This window comes from Ruegeria sp. BJ6 (assembly GCF_056537885.1).
On the sequence record NZ_JBQFSG010000001.1, the window covers coordinates 1055969 to 1070867 of the forward strand.

Consider the following 14899-nt stretch of genomic DNA (forward strand, 5'->3'; position numbering starts at 1 on the left):
ACGGTAGAATCCGACCTGCCATCCGTCCAATTTTCTTGATTTCTGTAGAGAAACGGCATGATTGATAGGGGGAAAGAGATCATTATATCATGAAGAGGATTCATGATGCAGTATTGGAAGACCATCCCACCGCTTAAGGCGCTTCTGGCGGTCGAGGCCACGGCGCGCCTGCGCAGTTTCACACGCGCCGGAGAAGAGCTGAACACAAGCCAATCCGCCGTAAGCCACGCGGTTACGTTGGCCGAGAGTTTTCTTGAAACGAAATTGTTCGATCGCTCTGCCCGTCCGATCAGCCTGACCCGCGAGGGGCGCGAATATGTCGCCTCTCTCACCGGCTGTCTGGCGCAACTCTCTGCCGAGACTGAATCGCTACGCAGCCGTCAAACCGGAAATATCCTGACGATTTCCTGCAATCTTGCCTATGGAAACTACTGGCTTCTGCCGAGGCTTAAAAACTTCCACGAAACGCATCCGGACATACAGGTCAACATGGTGACGGCCTATCACGGGATGGCGACCCTTGATCCGGGCATTGATGTGGCGATCCGCTTCGGCATGGGCGACTGGCCGGATTTACAGGCGTATCTGTTGTTCAGGGAACAGATCCTGCCCGTGGCCTCGCCCGGATACCGGGACCGGTCAGAGACGGTTTCCAGCCCTGCGGATCTGATCGGCCATACGTTGCTACATGCCCATTCCAATGACAAATCATGGTACGATTGGCCGCAATGGTTTGAACATTTCGGCACCAAACCAAAGGGGCCGCTATTAGGACCGACCTTCGACAACCACCTGCTGATGATGCAGGCCGCGCTCAGCGGGCGCGGTGTCGCGCTGGGTTGGATCGGAACCGCCACCGATTTCCTCAGAGAAGGCCAGCTGGTTCCGTTGCTCGATACGCCCATTGCGCTAAGGCAAGGATTGTTTGCGGTCGTCCGGGACCAGCAGAACGCAAATGTTGCGGCTTTTCTGAATTGGATATGCAGACATACCAATGAACAGTTCAAAACCCTGTCATCTGAGTTTTGGTCCGATCAGGTCAGCTAGATCAACGCGCAGATGGTCCGCTGCCCGGTCTCATCACCGGCCCGGCCACTGCACGCTGATCGGGTCTGTACAGCAGACGGCGTCCCCGCATAATGTCGACCGGAATGCGCATTCGGAGACGCCCCCATGAAAGTTGCCACCGCCGCTTACCCGCTCGACTGGCTCGACAGCTGGGCGCAGTATGAAGACAAGCTGAACGCCTGGGTGTCCGAAGCCGCCGGGAATGGCGCTGACCTTCTGGTGTTTCCCGAATACGGCGCGATGGAACTGTCTACGCTGGACGGTGCCGACGTTGCCGGGGATCTGGAGCGGTCGATTCACGCCGTTTCCGACCGGATGGAAGATGTACAAATCGTACATAAGCGCCTCGCAGCCGAGTACAAATTGCACATTTTGGGTGCATCAGCGCCCGTGAACACAGGTCAGGGCCGTCCGGTGAACCGGGCCGATCTCTACACCCCCAATGGTGGCCACGACCATCAGGACAAACAGATCATGACCCGGTTCGAGCGTGAGGACTGGGACATCGCCGCCGGCGGTCCGCTCAAGCTGTTCGATACCGACCTGGGCAAGATCGGTATCCTGATCTGCTATGATAGTGAGTTTCCCCTGCTGGGCCGCGCGCTGAGCGAAGCAGATCTGATCCTTGTGCCCTCGTGCACCGAGGCCCTGTCGGGATATTGGCGTGTTCGCATTGGCGCTATGTCAAGATCGCTGGAAAATCAATGTGTTACCGTCATGTCATCGCTCGTGGGCAGCAACAACTGGTCCGAAGCGGTGGATATGAACACGGGCGTGGGCGGGGTTTTCGGGCCTCCTGACACTGGGTTTCCCGAAACCGGTGTTCTGGCCGAAGGCACGCTGAACCAGCCCGGCTGGACCTATGCCGATGTCGATCTGAAGGCAATTGCTCATGTCCGCGCGGATGGCAGGGTATTGAACCGCACCCACTGGGCCGAGCAGGATCCCCGCGCCCAATCCGTCACAATGTGTTGCCTTTAGGCAATTCCACCCTTGAAATAAGGCCAAAATAGGCTCATTTAAGCGCACATACTGCAGATTCTGCAGGTGCAACGTAATGATGGAGACAACATGGCCAAGGAAGATACGCTCGAATTTCCCGGTGTCGTGAAGGAACTCCTGCCTAATGCGACGTTTCGGGTCGAGCTGGAAAACGGCCATGAGATCATCGCACATACGGCAGGCAAGATGCGCAAAAACCGCATCCGTGTTCTGGCCGGCGACAAGGTTCAGGTCGAGATGACCCCTTATGATCTGACCAAGGGTCGGATCAACTACCGCTTCAAGTAACGCCAGTCACATGGCGTTTATCCTCGGATCGGGCAGCCCGCGGCGGCTGGACCTGTTGGCTCAGCTTGGCGTGCAGCCCGATGCGGTTCGCCCCCCCGATATCGACGAGACACCGCTGAAAGGTGAGCTGCCGCGCCCGTATTGCCTTCGTATTGCGCGCGAAAAAGTTCAGGCAGTTCAGGCAGGTAGCGATGACATCGTGCTTTGCGCCGACACGACCGTGGCACTGGGGCGGCGCATCCTCGGCAAACCGGCAGATGCAGCCGAAGCAGCCGAGTTCCTCTATGCATTGTCCGGACGCCGCCACAGAGTGATTACAGCCGTCGCCGTACGGCGCGGTGACCGGGTGTATGAGCGCGACGTCGTAAGCCAGGTCAAGGTCAAACGGCTGTCGGATTCCGAGATCAACGCCTATCTTGCGACCAAGGACTGGCAGGGCAAAGCGGGTGCCTATGCAATACAGGGACCCGCCGGTGCCTTTATTCCCTGGATAAGCGGATCCTTCACAGGCATCGTCGGCTTGCCACTTTCAGAGACGGCGTCACTTTTGCAGGCGGTACGGTATCCGCTGTATCAGGAGGCTTCATGAAAGGTCGAACCATCGTCCTGGATCACATTCAGGGTCGCGAGGCCGCTGCCCTGATGGTTGATGGTAAACTGGACGATTTTCTGATTGCCGGAGATGCCCCGCCCCCCGGCACCATCTATCGCGCCCGTGCCGACCGTCCGGTCAAAGGCCAGGGCGGAATGTTCCTCTCGACACCGGATGGCCCGGCATTTCTGCGTCAGGTCAAAGGCTTGGCACCGGGCGCATCGCTGTTGGTTCAGGTCACGGGCTATCCCGAGCCGGGCAAGGCAATTCCGGTTACTGCCCGTCTGCTCTTCAAAAGCCGTTATGCAATCGTGACACCCGATGCACCGGGCCTGAACATATCACGCAGCATTCACGACGATGAGGAACGTGACAGGTTGCTTGAAATCGCACACGACCACATGAGCGACTGCGCACATGGCCTCATACTGCGGTCCTGTTGTCAGAATGCGGATGCCGACGAAGTCGCCGAGGATATCTCTGCGATGCGAGCTCTGGCCGATCAGGTTCTGAATGATGCGGGAACTGAACCCGAAGTGCTGAGCGAAGGCGACGGTCCGCACGTTCTGGCCTGGCGCGACTGGACTGAACCTGCGGAAATCGCGACCAAGGCGGGCGACTTTGAAGTGCACGGCGTTCTGGACGCGCTTGAAACCGCCCAGAGCCAGGATGAGCCCCTGCCCGGCGGCGGGCTGTTGCACATCCAGCCAACTCGCGCACTGGTGGCCGTCGATGTGAACACCAAGGGCGATACATCTCTGGCAGCCGGTACCAAGGCCAATTTCGCATGTGCCAAGGCTTTGCCTCGCGCATTGCGAATCCGCGGGCTGGGCGGCCAGATCACGCTCGATCTGGCCCCGATGCCCAAGAAAGATCGCCGGGGGTTCGAGTCTACGCTGCGCGCGGCCTTCCGGAACGATCTCGAAGAGACGATACTTGCCGGGTGGACCCCTTTGGGCCATTTCGAATTGCAGCGAAAACGCGGGCGCGTTCCGCTGGCCGAGGCACTGAAATGAGCTGCCCGATCTGCGAAGAAGCGACGGACAATAAGTACCGCCCGTTCTGCTCGAAACGCTGCGCGGATATCGATCTGGCAAAGTGGCTGAACGGCTCGTATTCGGTTCCGTCGCAGCGAGAAGACGATACTGACACGGTGGAAAACCCCGAGGCTGGCGGATCGGATCGACCGCACTAAAAAAATGTCAAAAAGCCTCTGGACACTGCGTGGTGCAAGTCATAGAACGCGTCCACCCAACGGCAAACGCCGTTCCCGTGCCCGGGTAGCTCAGGGGTAGAGCAGTGGATTGAAAATCCTCGTGTCGGTGGTTCGATTCCGCCCCCGGGCACCACATACATTTTATATCCAATTGATTGCTATGCTAAATCCAGATCTCAAGCGAAGTATATCCACCTAAATATCCACCCACTCGTCTAAGCTGCTCGCGGTCATGTCTATAGCGCGGCGGCAGCTTTCGGACAATTTGGCACGATTTCCCGGACAACTCGACGTGAACATTTGGTCGGCTCGGCCACACAACCGACATTCGCTGCAAGCGAGTGATCTGTTATGGCGCGGCGCGGCTACCGACATGCTTTGCATGGCCGCGCTGTGATTGACATCGAGCCCCCCTTAAACAAACTTAGTAAGTCGCTGCGGCGGTGATGCCAGACGATTGCAAACCAGTCACGGCAAGGGTTGAATTGCTGACAATCATTCAGCGCAGACTGTGCAACATCGAACCGTGGTCGCGTTCGTCGGCCGCCGGAACGGCCCAATCCGGTCATTGAGCCTTGCCAACTGATGCTGCGCCGCGGCCCGTCGAACCTGCTGTCCGCTGCAGGCGCAAAATCAGAGACTGGCTAAACTCACGCTGCCCGGACGAAATGAACTTTCGCTGCGCCTCCACTAAGGTCGGCTATCGCCTGCGCTGCTGATCATTTGATTTGATAAAAAAATGAAAGCTTTCGGCTTACGCCGCCCGGCGGGCGCGGAAAGGGTGCCGCGCTCTGAACCTGTGCCTTGGCGGCACGGTTTAGATTCTGGGAACCTGAACTGTCGACGATGTCGACCCAAGCCAGCGTTCCATCCGGATTGATCTCGAAGAAAACCTGCGCGAACCCTCTGTCTTTGACATAGACGACCGGAGATCGATTGAGATGGACCAGTACCTCACCGGCATAGTTTGTTGTGTCAGCGTTGCCTGGTCCGCGCCCACCTGACCGGCTTCCGCTGCTTCTCTGACTGAAGGCATCGACACCATCGCGCTGATAGGTGCGAAGCGGCGACTCGACCAACTGCGTGGGATTGCGCAGGTCACTGAAATCGTTCAATCCGTCGCGCAAACCCTTCAACGTGGGTGTTGGCCGCTCTTCGCGTAGACGCGGACGCGGAGAAGTGGCCATGGCCAGATCGGTCGCATCCGTTTCTTCATCGCTTGCTGCGGCATCGGGTTCGTCAGGCACTGGCTCTGCCGTTTCAAGCGGGATTTCCGGCACGATAGCCGCCTGTTCCAACGGGACAACCGGAACTGCCGCGGTCTCGGGCGCCGGAGCAATCGTGGCAGCAGGTGCAATGGATGGCGCGACCGCGGTCTCGGCCTCAACGGGTGCTGCGCTGCCGTCAGCCGTGCCAACCGGAGTTTCTGTAACCGTGTCGGGTTCCACCGGCGGTGTTGCGGCCGTTTCCTCGGCGGTGTCAGCGCCATCTTCGGGCGGGTCTTCACCCTCTGGCGCGTCGGGTTGAGGCGGCTCCGCTGCCGTCGGTTGCAGGATTTCAGCAGTGCCGGTGTCGGGCGATGACACTTGTTGCGGGTCGTCCGAGGCCACACGCGCATCGCTGGTCGGTACTTCCGCCGGTTCAGGTTCCGGCGCCGTCTCGACCGGAGGATCGGGCACTTCTGCGGGTTCGGGTTGCACCGGTTCGGCGGGGGCATCCGCCAGATCTTCGAAAGCATTGCCCAAGGCGACCGTGTCCGCTGTGCTGTCCGCCGCAGGCCGTGCTGCCGGGTCAGGCACAACAACGCTCAGGCCAAAAAAGTGAACCAGCAGCGACACCAGCAGGGCAATCGTCGCAACAGCCAGCGACCGGCGGATCATTCGAGGGCCTGCACGGTCACGAGAAACACCGAGGATGCGCCAAGGCGGCGGAGCGTGCCGGTGACCTCGATCAAGCGGGCGCCGGAGACGTTGCGGTCGGGCACAATCCTGACGGGTTCGGTACCGTGACCCGTCATGTAAGCCTCCGGATCGGTCGCTGTGCCGCGAAAGCTCAGGCTTCCGTCCTGGTGCAGCACCAATGCGTCGGGCGGTTCCCTCCCCTCGAGCTCGTTTGTGTTCACAAGCTCCAGATCGGGGTCGAGCGGTGCGGCCAGCGTGCCGGCAATCAGGAAAAAGATCAGCATCAGAAAGACGACGTTGATCAGCGGGATGGTCGAGTCGCGTTTGCGGCGGGGACGGGCGTGGCGGATCATTGGCTCACTCCAACACCGTTACGCTCAACCCGTCGCGCCCACGTAGGCGAACCAGCAGATCCACCAGCCGCTGCGCCGAGGTGTCGGCATCAAGGCTGACCAGAACCTGCCCGGTCTCGACCTGCACGGTCAGCTCATCGAGTGAGGTCGGCGCGCCATTCAACGTCAGCCGCTCTGCGCCAAGCTGAACAAAGACCCGTTCCGTCGGTTCGCTGGCTGCTGCACCCCCGGCGGTTGCGCTGCTCAGCTCGATCTCGCTGAAACGCGAGAAGGTCGATGACAGCATGAAGAACAGCAAAAGCAAGAAGATCACGTCGATGAGCGGTGTCACCGACAAGGGCCGTCTGACAAAGGGCGCTGCCCTACGCATGCTCGGGCGTTACCGAGGAGGCATCGGTTCCCGCCGCCGCGATGGCCTGACCCGGCACGAGCACGGTGCGCAGGGCTTTGTCCGCGAAGACCCGCTCGCGCGCGGTGCGGCTTTCGAACCAGGAGAGCAGCATCGAAGTGGGCATGGCCACGGCAAGGCCAACCGCCGTGGTCACCAAGGCGACCCAGATGCCGCCGGCCAACAGAGAGGGATCGACAGAGGAGCCCGCCGTCTGCAGGCTCTGAAACGCTTCGATCATGCCCAGCACAGTGCCAAAGAGCCCTAACAGCGGGGCGAGCTGCGCAATGGTGTCCAGCAAACGAAAGCCTCTCTCAAGCCCGGCAAGCGCCAGACCCGCTTCGGCGTCCAAACGATCATCGAGGCCGGGCGTCTCGGGTGTATCCATTGCGGCGCCGACAATCGGGGCGAGGTAGCTGTGGCTGTCGTCAAGACGCGCACGCGCCGTCTGCCGGTCTCCGTTGTCCCAAGCTGCCAGCGCCTCGGACAGAACCCGGTGCCGACCGACCCCACAAGCTGCATATTGCCAGATCTTGTAGATGGTTACCGCCAAGGTCAGCACAGACATTACGATCAGGATCGCGACCACCGGACCGCCTAGAGCAAGGATCTCGCGCAGGGCTTCAAACGGGTTCATCCGAGAAGCTCCACTTCGACACGGCTGCTTGGAGACAGCGCCTCATGACAGATCTTGCTCTCGGCCCCCGCGACAACGCAAGAATTCGCCCCGTTAATCAATGCCCGTCCCACCATGTCGCAGGCCATGCCGGGCAGATCGAACTGGCGCACGCGCGGTCGTCCCGCCGGTAAATCGCGGAAATCGAAGAGCGACAAGCGCACGACCCCACCGGTTGGATCGAATATCACGGTCTCGAACACGGCTTTGTCGATCTCTTCTTCTGTCATGTTTTGCGCAAAGAAGGTCAGGCGGCAGGCGCCGTCAACATCCTTAAGCGCATTCAGTTCAATAAGAAGGCCCGATGGTCGCTCTGTGGTGACCTGTGCGAGCAGCGTCGTCTGAAACGAAGATGCTACGACCAAAAGCCCAGCAAGAGCAAGGCGACGAAATAGCATGGTTTGTCTCCCGAGCGCAGATTTCTTGAATGCCATAGAACCGCGACGCTCCGCGTCGGCCATGCCAAAACTATGTCAACTCGTCCCTGCTTTAAAGGGCCATTAGAGACAGCCTTGTCAGCAGCCAAAGTCGGCTTTCGGCAATCGCTTCCATTTATTCAAGGTGCCGCATTTGGGACTATGGGCTCGAGCTTACCTTAGAAGCGCCGCACCATTAATACACCCAAACCATCGCACCAAATTGAAAACGGCCCAAACCGGTCATTGAGCTTTGCTATCCGATGCTGCGGCGCGGCCCGTCGAACCTGCCGTTCGCTGCGTGCGCGAAACTTGAGACCGATCGAACTCACGGTTTGCGGACAAAGTTGCATTTCGCTGTGCCTACCTGCCCCACTCTCTCAAGTTGTCGACAATTAAATACACGGAAGAAGCGCTAACTGCCTGACCTGAATTGCTCCACCGTTTACGTGGAAGACGATGGATTGAGAATTGAAGCAAAGGCCACCGCTTAAAGTTGACGCGAACACTGTATGGCAATGAGATAACGCAGGTTTGTGAAACAGATATCACGAAATGTCGTAGCGATAACATAGCCCGACCAGCGACGGTTCACCTAACAACAGTCAAACCAAATCAGATGGAATTAGTCGCAGACCACAATGCGCGGGAAAAATCGCAGGGTTCAATCAAGCTGAAAAAACTTGGCCAAGGCCAAAATCTTCCGGTTTGACGATTCTGGCCACTACCAACCAAATAGAGCCACTCATGGATACATCATCAAGAGGGCAGCGCATGTCTCAGCACCGCAATCAGATTGGTTTCCCGCAAATTGGCAAGCCTGCCAAGGATATCCTCGACGCGATGGACGCGGCACGGGTTGGAGATTGGGATTGGTTCTCTCTCAAAAACCTGACCGCCTCTTACTATGGCGGAAGTGACGTAGCCGACGTTGCCAAGGACGCTTTTGTCAAACATATCGGTGACAACGTCGTTCACCAAACCGGTCTGCATCCGTCGGTTCGGAAGTACGAAACCGAAGTGATCGAGATGGTGAAAGAGCTCTTTCATGCCCCTGAGAATGCAGCAGCGACCATCACGACCGGTGGGTCGGAATCCATCATCCTGGCCCTGAAAACTGCGCGCGACCGGGCGCGTGAGCTCAAAGGGATCACCAAACCCAATATCATCGTGCCGCAGTCGGCCTATGCCGTCTTCAACAAATTGAGCCACTTCCTGGATATCGACGTCATCCAGATGGACGAAAGCCCCGACTACCGGGCTAACGTGGCTGGCATGAAAGCGGCCATCAACGAAAAAACCATCATGTTGGTGGGGTCCTGCCCGCCGTTCCCTCTGGGCGTTGTGGACCCGATCGAAGAGATCGCAGCCATTGCCCAGGAGCATGATCTGTGGATGCATGTGGATGCCTGCATCGGGGGCTTCATGCTGCCGTTCGCTAAGGAACTGGGCTACGACGTCCCGAACTTTGACTTCTCGGTACCCGGTGTGACCTCTATGTCAGCAGACTTCCACAAATACGGGTACAGCTATCGCGGGTGTTCGATCCTGGTCCTGCGTGATGCGGATCTGGTAAACTGGCAGGGTTTCGAGGTCGCGAACTGGAACGCGGGTGACTATTACTCGAAGAACACAGCCGGCTCGCGCAACTCGGGTCCGATAGCTTCGGCCTGGGCCGTGTTCAACTACCTTGGCCGCGAAGGGTTTCTGCGCGTCACAGCCGAAGTTATCAAAGGTCGCGAGGCGTTCTGCAATGGGATCAACGCCATCGATGAACTGGAGATTCTGGGTACACCCCAAGGCCCCCACTTTGCCTTCAAGGCCGACGGGCTGAACATTCTTGCCATTGCGGATGGTCTTATGGATCGCGGATGGGCGATCAATATCGGTAGCAAACCGGACGCCATTCTGCTGATGGTATCTTGCCACCACCATGAAATTGCCGACGATTTCCTGAGCGACCTGCGAGACGTGGTCGAAGCAGTCAAATCCGGAGAGATCAAGGCAAAGGGCGAAGAAGAGGTTTACGGAATCTACTGATGTGCTCAAGGGAGGGTATGTGATGGAAATTCGCAAACTGGCTGTTTACGCGGAAACCGTAATCACTGAGGCTGGGAAGCCTAATGCACAGGAGGTCACGCGCGTGGCGGCAGCGGGCGTGATAGCAAACCCTTTCTCCGGCACATTCCAAGAGGACCTGAGCCAGCTTTTCGATTTTGGTGGCTTGCTTGGGGAAAGGCTGGTTCAGGCCGCCCTGCCGCATCTGCCGCGTGCCGCAGTGTCTTACGGGAAGGCTACCATCGTTGGCGTGAACGGCGATATCGAGCACGGTCACGCCATGTTGCACCCAAAGCTGGGAAAGGCCATGCGCGATCCTATTGGCGGCGGCGCTGCGCTGATCCCGTCAGCAGCAAAGGTCGCCGCGGCTGGTGCAGTGCTGGATGTACCACTCGGCCATAAGGATGATGCCTGGTCATTCGATCATTTTGATACAATCAGCCTGTCTGTTCCCGACAGCCCTCGGCCTGACGAAATCATGATGGTCATAGCGCTTGCCGATGGCAGTCGTATCAATCCGCGTGTTGGCAAGACGCGCGCCGAAATCTGAGGACACAATGACTCCTGACAGAGATCGTCTCGCACAAACGCTTATTGAACTTGTCCGAATTCGGAGTGTGAATCCATTTGATGAAAGCGCCAAGGAAGGTTTCCGCGAACAAGAAATGTCGGATGATTTGCTGTCCCGGTTTCGGACCTTGGGCATGGAAACAGGCTGGCGTCAGGTTGCACCCGGGCGACCCAATGTTTGGGGTCGATTAAAGGGAAACGGCGACGGGCCGACCATCATGCTTGCGGCTCATATGGATACGGTTGGAACGGTAGGTTACGAAGCGGCATTTGAAGCAGAGCTGAAAGATGGCCAGATCAATGGTCGTGGATCTTGCGACATGAAAGCCGCATTAGCCTGCTATTTCGAAGTCGTTCACTTGCTGCGCGAGAACGACATCACATTGCCGGGCGATTTGATTATCGCTGGAATCGTCGATGAAGAGCATTTGCTGACCGGCTCTGCCGAGATGGGTGAAAATGGCCCCAGTGCGGACTTTGGGATTATCGGAGAGCCATCGAAGTTGGCGATTTGTCCGGCGCACAAAGGTCAGCTATGTGCCAAGATCTACACCAGCGGTGTGGCCACACATTCGTCGCGACCGGAGAAAGGTGTCAACGCTGTCGAACATATGGGCGCAGTCATTCAACATCTGTCGGGGTTGAACGTAGAGCTTCAAGAAAAAGGACCATCTCACTCTTTGTGCGGTAGCGGTCGGTTTTCGATGAACGTCATCCGTGGTGGAACTTTTGCTTCTGGAATTCCGGATCAGTGCGAAATGGAGGTTGACCGTCGCTTCCTGCCCGGTGAGGACATAGATGATATTCTGAATGACTATCGCGCGCGTTTGGCTGAATTGAGCAAGATTATTCCGGATTTTCGGGCTGAAGTCATCGGACCAACACTGCTGGCGCGAGCCTTGGATGTGCCCTTAGATTCACCCCTCGTCGAGGCAATTTCAGGTGCGGCAAAAGCAACACTTAAATGCGAACCCCAGATCACTGCGTTCCCTGGCGGCACAGACGCGCCTAACCTTGGGTTTCCTTGTGTGATCTGCGGCCCAGGGGATCTGGCGCAGGCGCACAGTACGGATGAGTATGTTGAGCTGGAAGAAATGGTGCGGGCGACTGAGATTTATCTGAGAACGGTTTTGTCTTTGAACGGTTTTGAGAGCGCCAAAGTGAACGGCTTTTTTAGTCAAGTTTGCGTTTGATCGACTTCTCGCAGATTGCGCGACTTCAGCCGAAAAGTGGCATATAAATCAGTCAGTTGTTCGGAAGCCTGCCGTCGCCATTGAGCTATGCAGCCCTTGTGTAGACTGAACAACCGTTGAAAGCCGCGCACCGTTTTGTTGGAACTCCAAGCTGCGATATAGGTGTCCAAGATGACCAACGTTCGGCAAGTACGCCGCAAATAATCAACAAGCCTCAAGATTGTGGAAACGTTGGATTCGGTTGCAATTTATCGGGATGGTGAGTGCCTCTCGCACTCACCTTTTTCAAACTGCAGGCCCATCAAATGGCCGAACTTGCAAAAGAAAGCGGTCGGGTAATTGTCCCGGTAGTAGAGGTAATTGGCTGCTGCGACACTGGCTACAACAAGCGAAACTACAAGCAGCCGCCGTTTCTTTTCCAACTTCAACCACCGTTTTCTGATGAAGCTCTGCGGAAAAAACTCAGGCCAATGTCATGCATATCGGTTTGCCTCGAGCCCTTCGAACGAAATGTCGGGCTGGCGCTCAACGACCAGGTCCGCAACGGCACGGCTTGAGCCACAGGCCATTGTCCAGCCAAGCGTTCCGTGTCCAGTGTTCAGAAATAAGTTCTTGAGTTTTGTGCGCCCCAATACGGGTGTCCCATCCGGTGTCATTGGGCGCAGCCCGGTCCAGTTTTCGATTTTGGTCTGGTCGCCGCCATCGGGGAAAAGGTCATTCACGACATAGCGCACCGCATCGGTCGCGTGTCTGCCGAGTTTCTTGTTGAACCCGATGATTTCCGCCTGACCGGCAACACGGATGCGGTCGCCAAGCCGTGTCAACGCAACCTTATAGGTCTCATCCATGATTGTGGATTGCGGTGCCGCGCCAGGGTCTTTCACCGGCAAGGTGATGGAATAGCCTTTCACCGGATAGATCGGCAGATGAATGCCCAGGTCTTTCAACAAGACGGCGGAATAGGGGCCAAGGCAGCAGACAAACCCGTCCCCTTCAAACGAGCCATTCTCTGTCAGAACGGATGTAATCTGATTGTTGCGGGTTTCGAAGCCCTTGATCGTTTCATTGTACCGGAACTTGACACCCATTTTTTCGGCTTTGGCGGCAAGGGCTGAGGTAAATTTCCGGCAATCGCCAGTGCGGTCGGACGTTAGTTGCAAACCACCGACAATTTTCTCCGCGACATTGGCCAAGCCCGGTTCTGCGGCGATACAGGCATCGCGATCCAGAACCTCAAACGGTGAGGCAAATTCACGCAGAACGTCCTGATCAACCTTTGACGCCTCAAGCTGTTTTTCGGTCCGGAACAGTTGCAGTGTTCCGAGGTTTCGCTGGTCGAAATCGATTGGAACGTCTTTCAACAGATCCGTCAGTGCGTCTCTGCTATAGCTCGACACCCGCACCATGCGGCTTTTGTTGATGCGATAGGATTCCTCGTTGCAATTGCGCAGCATCTGCAATCCCCATGCCCACATAGACGGGCTGAGCAAGGGCCAGATTGTCAAAGGCCGGTGCCGCATCAGCAACCATTTCATGGCTTTCTTGGGAATTCCCGGCGCGGCCCATGGGGAGGACATTCCGTATGAAAGCTCACCAGCGTTTGCAAAGCTTGTTTCAAGACCGGCTTCCCGCTGCCGGTCAATGACCGTGACATCAATGCTCTGCTTTGCCAGATAATATGCTGTGGTGACGCCGATGACACCCGCACCGAGTACGATGACTTTCATTCGCTTAAGCTTTCACTGACCCGAATTGGCTGAATTACTCTGCTTCAACAGCAGTGACGATCACTTCGACGCGGAGCTGCGGACGCGCAAGTTTGGCCTCGCCGCAGGCCCGAGCCGGCGCATGACCCGCTGGAACCCACGCATCCCATACGTCATTCATTTCATTGAAGTCGGCCATGTCAGCTAACCAGACAATGGCTTGCAGCATGTGCTTGCGGGACGAGCCGTATTTTTCAAGAAGAGCGTCAACGCGGGACAGACAGTCTTTTGTTTGCTCGGCCACAGTGTCGCCGCTTCCGACCTGACCGCAGAGATACAGCACGCCGTTGTGTTTTACGACTTTGCTCATGCGTTGACCGGTTTCAAAACGTTCTATCATTTTATTGTCCTTGATTGGGAAGTTGGGTGTCTTCAGTTCGCAGTGTGACTTTTTTCTGTTAGGATATGAGCCCCACTATCTGTATCTGCTTGCCCGACAACGAATTGGTGTTGTTTCGTACCTTCTCCGAAATCGAAGGTTGAAGCTTGACCGCGACGTGAAACCAGTTGCGATCGATACTTCGTCAATCGACAAGTCTGTAAACTTCAGGAGATGGAAGGCGCGTTCCAAACGTATGTTCAGGTAGACGGATGTCGGCGTTTCCCCAAAAAACCTCTGAAACTTGCGTTGCACTTGACGCGGCGACGCCTCCAATGACTTCGAAAGCCCATCAAGGCAAAGCGGATCTTCCACGTTTTGTTTCATCATCGCTATGGCGCGACACAGAGTTGAATTTCCTTTCGCAAGTCGAAGGTAATGGTTCTCGGCCTCAGATCGGTTCGCGGAGGAAGAAAAAGTCAGGCCAATGTGGCTCAGAACTTGCTGCGCGAGAAACTCACCGCAGTCATCAGCGACCATAGACCCGATCATGTGCAACGCCGCAAGTTCACCGGTCGCGGAATGCACCTTGCCATGGCGGAAGGCTGGCACATCTTCCGGCGCTATCTGTATTGCCTCTTCATCAGCAGCTTCAAAAAATTTGGTGTGGATACAGAAGCTGTAGTTTCGAAGGAAAGGCACCTGAGCCGCAAGCAAGACCGCACCGCCAACGAGCCCGATGCGATCTGTGCATGGTAAGTGTGTTCTCAATAACCGTGTACCGATTTCACTTGGCAGCCATGGTTTGCTTAGGCCGCCAAACAAAATGACCGTTCGCATTGACAGGTTGGAACGCAAGGAAAACGCACTCTCTACACTGCGAACAACTTCAATTCGGTACTTCTTTTCTGATGCAAACCTATTCGTGAGTTTAAGCAACTCTAAACATGCTTTCACGGCATACATGGAGTTGTAGTCCTGAACGACAAAGACCACTTCTTTGGCGCTGCCGCTGTGCTCTCCCCAAAAATCATTTGGGTCGGCAATGATCTCGGTCTGATGCAACATAGCGTACCTCGGATAGGTGTTTGGC

Annotated in this window: 17 protein-coding genes and 1 tRNA gene; 10 read left to right on the forward strand and 8 right to left on the reverse strand. The window is 56.7% G+C overall.

Translation table 11 applies throughout. The features are described from left to right. Positions 1 to 105 precede the first annotated feature (105 nt). The 7 genes from ACR0D6_RS05045 to ACR0D6_RS05075 all read left to right on the forward strand — a co-directional run bounded on the left by ACR0D6_RS05045 (position 106) and on the right by ACR0D6_RS05075 (position 4299). Positions 106 to 1047, forward strand: a complete 942-nt coding sequence (locus ACR0D6_RS05045; protein ID WP_480764696.1) for a LysR substrate-binding domain-containing protein — start codon at positions 106 to 108, stop codon at positions 1045 to 1047. A gap of 126 nt (positions 1048 to 1173) precedes the next feature. Next, a complete protein-coding gene (locus tag ACR0D6_RS05050; RefSeq protein ID WP_480764697.1) occupies positions 1174 to 2049 on the forward strand; it encodes a carbon-nitrogen hydrolase family protein in 876 nt (291 codons plus the stop codon). 90 nt (positions 2050 to 2139) lie between these two features. Then, complete coding sequence (gene infA / locus ACR0D6_RS05055) at positions 2140 to 2358, forward strand: translation initiation factor IF-1 (RefSeq protein WP_005978431.1); 219 nt, start codon at positions 2140 to 2142, stop codon at positions 2356 to 2358. Positions 2359 to 2368: 10 nt separating this feature from the next. Beyond that, positions 2369 to 2947 (forward strand): Maf family protein, encoded by a 579-nt coding sequence (locus ACR0D6_RS05060; RefSeq protein WP_480764698.1) that lies wholly within the window; start codon positions 2369 to 2371, stop codon positions 2945 to 2947. Beyond that, complete coding sequence (locus ACR0D6_RS05065; RefSeq protein WP_480764699.1) at positions 2944 to 3966, forward strand: ribonuclease E/G; 1023 nt, start codon at positions 2944 to 2946, stop codon at positions 3964 to 3966. The genes ACR0D6_RS05060 and ACR0D6_RS05065 overlap by 4 nt, the downstream gene beginning before the upstream one ends. After that, positions 3963 to 4145, forward strand: a complete 183-nt coding sequence (locus ACR0D6_RS05070) for a DNA gyrase inhibitor YacG (RefSeq protein ID WP_480764700.1) — start codon at positions 3963 to 3965, stop codon at positions 4143 to 4145. Before ACR0D6_RS05065 ends, ACR0D6_RS05070 begins: the two co-directional genes overlap by 4 nt. A gap of 79 nt (positions 4146 to 4224) precedes the next feature. After that, a tRNA-Phe gene (locus ACR0D6_RS05075) sits at positions 4225 to 4299 on the forward strand. Between the two features lie 586 nt (positions 4300 to 4885). Here ACR0D6_RS05075 and ACR0D6_RS05080 read toward each other — a convergent pair. From ACR0D6_RS05080 to ACR0D6_RS05100, 5 genes are read right to left on the reverse strand one after another with little or no spacing between them, the layout of a single operon-like run. Further along, positions 4886 to 6046 (reverse strand): energy transducer TonB family protein, encoded by a 1161-nt coding sequence (locus tag ACR0D6_RS05080; RefSeq protein WP_480764701.1) that lies wholly within the window; start codon positions 6044 to 6046, stop codon positions 4886 to 4888. Then, positions 6043 to 6420, reverse strand: coding sequence for an ExbD/TolR family protein (locus ACR0D6_RS05085; protein ID WP_480764702.1), 378 nt, complete (start codon positions 6418 to 6420; stop codon positions 6043 to 6045). The genes ACR0D6_RS05080 and ACR0D6_RS05085 overlap by 4 nt, the downstream gene beginning before the upstream one ends. A gap of 4 nt (positions 6421 to 6424) precedes the next feature. Then, positions 6425 to 6751, reverse strand: coding sequence for a biopolymer transporter ExbD (locus ACR0D6_RS05090; protein WP_480764703.1), 327 nt, complete (start codon positions 6749 to 6751; stop codon positions 6425 to 6427). A 31-nt stretch (positions 6752 to 6782) separates the two neighbouring features. Continuing rightward, positions 6783 to 7445, reverse strand: coding sequence for a MotA/TolQ/ExbB proton channel family protein (locus ACR0D6_RS05095; RefSeq protein ID WP_480764704.1), 663 nt, complete (start codon positions 7443 to 7445; stop codon positions 6783 to 6785). Continuing rightward, a complete protein-coding gene (locus ACR0D6_RS05100; protein WP_480764705.1) occupies positions 7442 to 7882 on the reverse strand; it encodes a hypothetical protein in 441 nt (146 codons plus the stop codon). The genes ACR0D6_RS05095 and ACR0D6_RS05100 overlap by 4 nt, the downstream gene beginning before the upstream one ends. 792 nt (positions 7883 to 8674) lie before the next feature. On the opposite strand from ACR0D6_RS05100, the gene ACR0D6_RS05105 reads away from it, so the two are divergent. Genes ACR0D6_RS05105 through ACR0D6_RS05115 form a run of 3 tightly spaced genes read left to right on the forward strand, consistent with a single transcriptional unit; the run spans position 8675 to position 11721 of the window. Continuing rightward, positions 8675 to 9940, forward strand: a complete 1266-nt coding sequence (locus tag ACR0D6_RS05105; RefSeq protein ID WP_480452728.1) for a pyridoxal phosphate-dependent decarboxylase family protein — start codon at positions 8675 to 8677, stop codon at positions 9938 to 9940. A 22-nt stretch (positions 9941 to 9962) separates the two neighbouring features. Next, positions 9963 to 10508, forward strand: coding sequence for an amino acid synthesis family protein (locus tag ACR0D6_RS05110; protein WP_480452729.1), 546 nt, complete (start codon positions 9963 to 9965; stop codon positions 10506 to 10508). Between the two features lie 7 nt (positions 10509 to 10515). Then, positions 10516 to 11721: a M20 family metallopeptidase gene (locus ACR0D6_RS05115; RefSeq protein WP_480452731.1), complete on the forward strand. Its 1206-nt coding sequence runs from the start codon at positions 10516 to 10518 to the stop codon at positions 11719 to 11721. A gap of 473 nt (positions 11722 to 12194) precedes the next feature. On the opposite strand, the gene ACR0D6_RS05120 is transcribed toward ACR0D6_RS05115, so the two are convergent. The 3 genes from ACR0D6_RS05120 to ACR0D6_RS05130 all read right to left on the reverse strand — a co-directional run bounded on the left by ACR0D6_RS05120 (position 12195) and on the right by ACR0D6_RS05130 (position 14874). Beyond that, on the reverse strand, positions 12195 to 13448 hold the full coding sequence (locus ACR0D6_RS05120; protein WP_480452733.1) for a D-amino acid dehydrogenase: 1254 nt from the start codon (positions 13446 to 13448) through the stop codon (positions 12195 to 12197). A gap of 34 nt (positions 13449 to 13482) precedes the next feature. Then, complete coding sequence (locus tag ACR0D6_RS05125) at positions 13483 to 13827, reverse strand: RidA family protein (protein ID WP_480452734.1); 345 nt, start codon at positions 13825 to 13827, stop codon at positions 13483 to 13485. A 75-nt stretch (positions 13828 to 13902) separates the two neighbouring features. Continuing rightward, positions 13903 to 14874, reverse strand: a complete 972-nt coding sequence (locus ACR0D6_RS05130) for a helix-turn-helix domain-containing protein (RefSeq protein WP_480452736.1) — start codon at positions 14872 to 14874, stop codon at positions 13903 to 13905. Positions 14875 to 14899 lie beyond the last annotated feature (25 nt).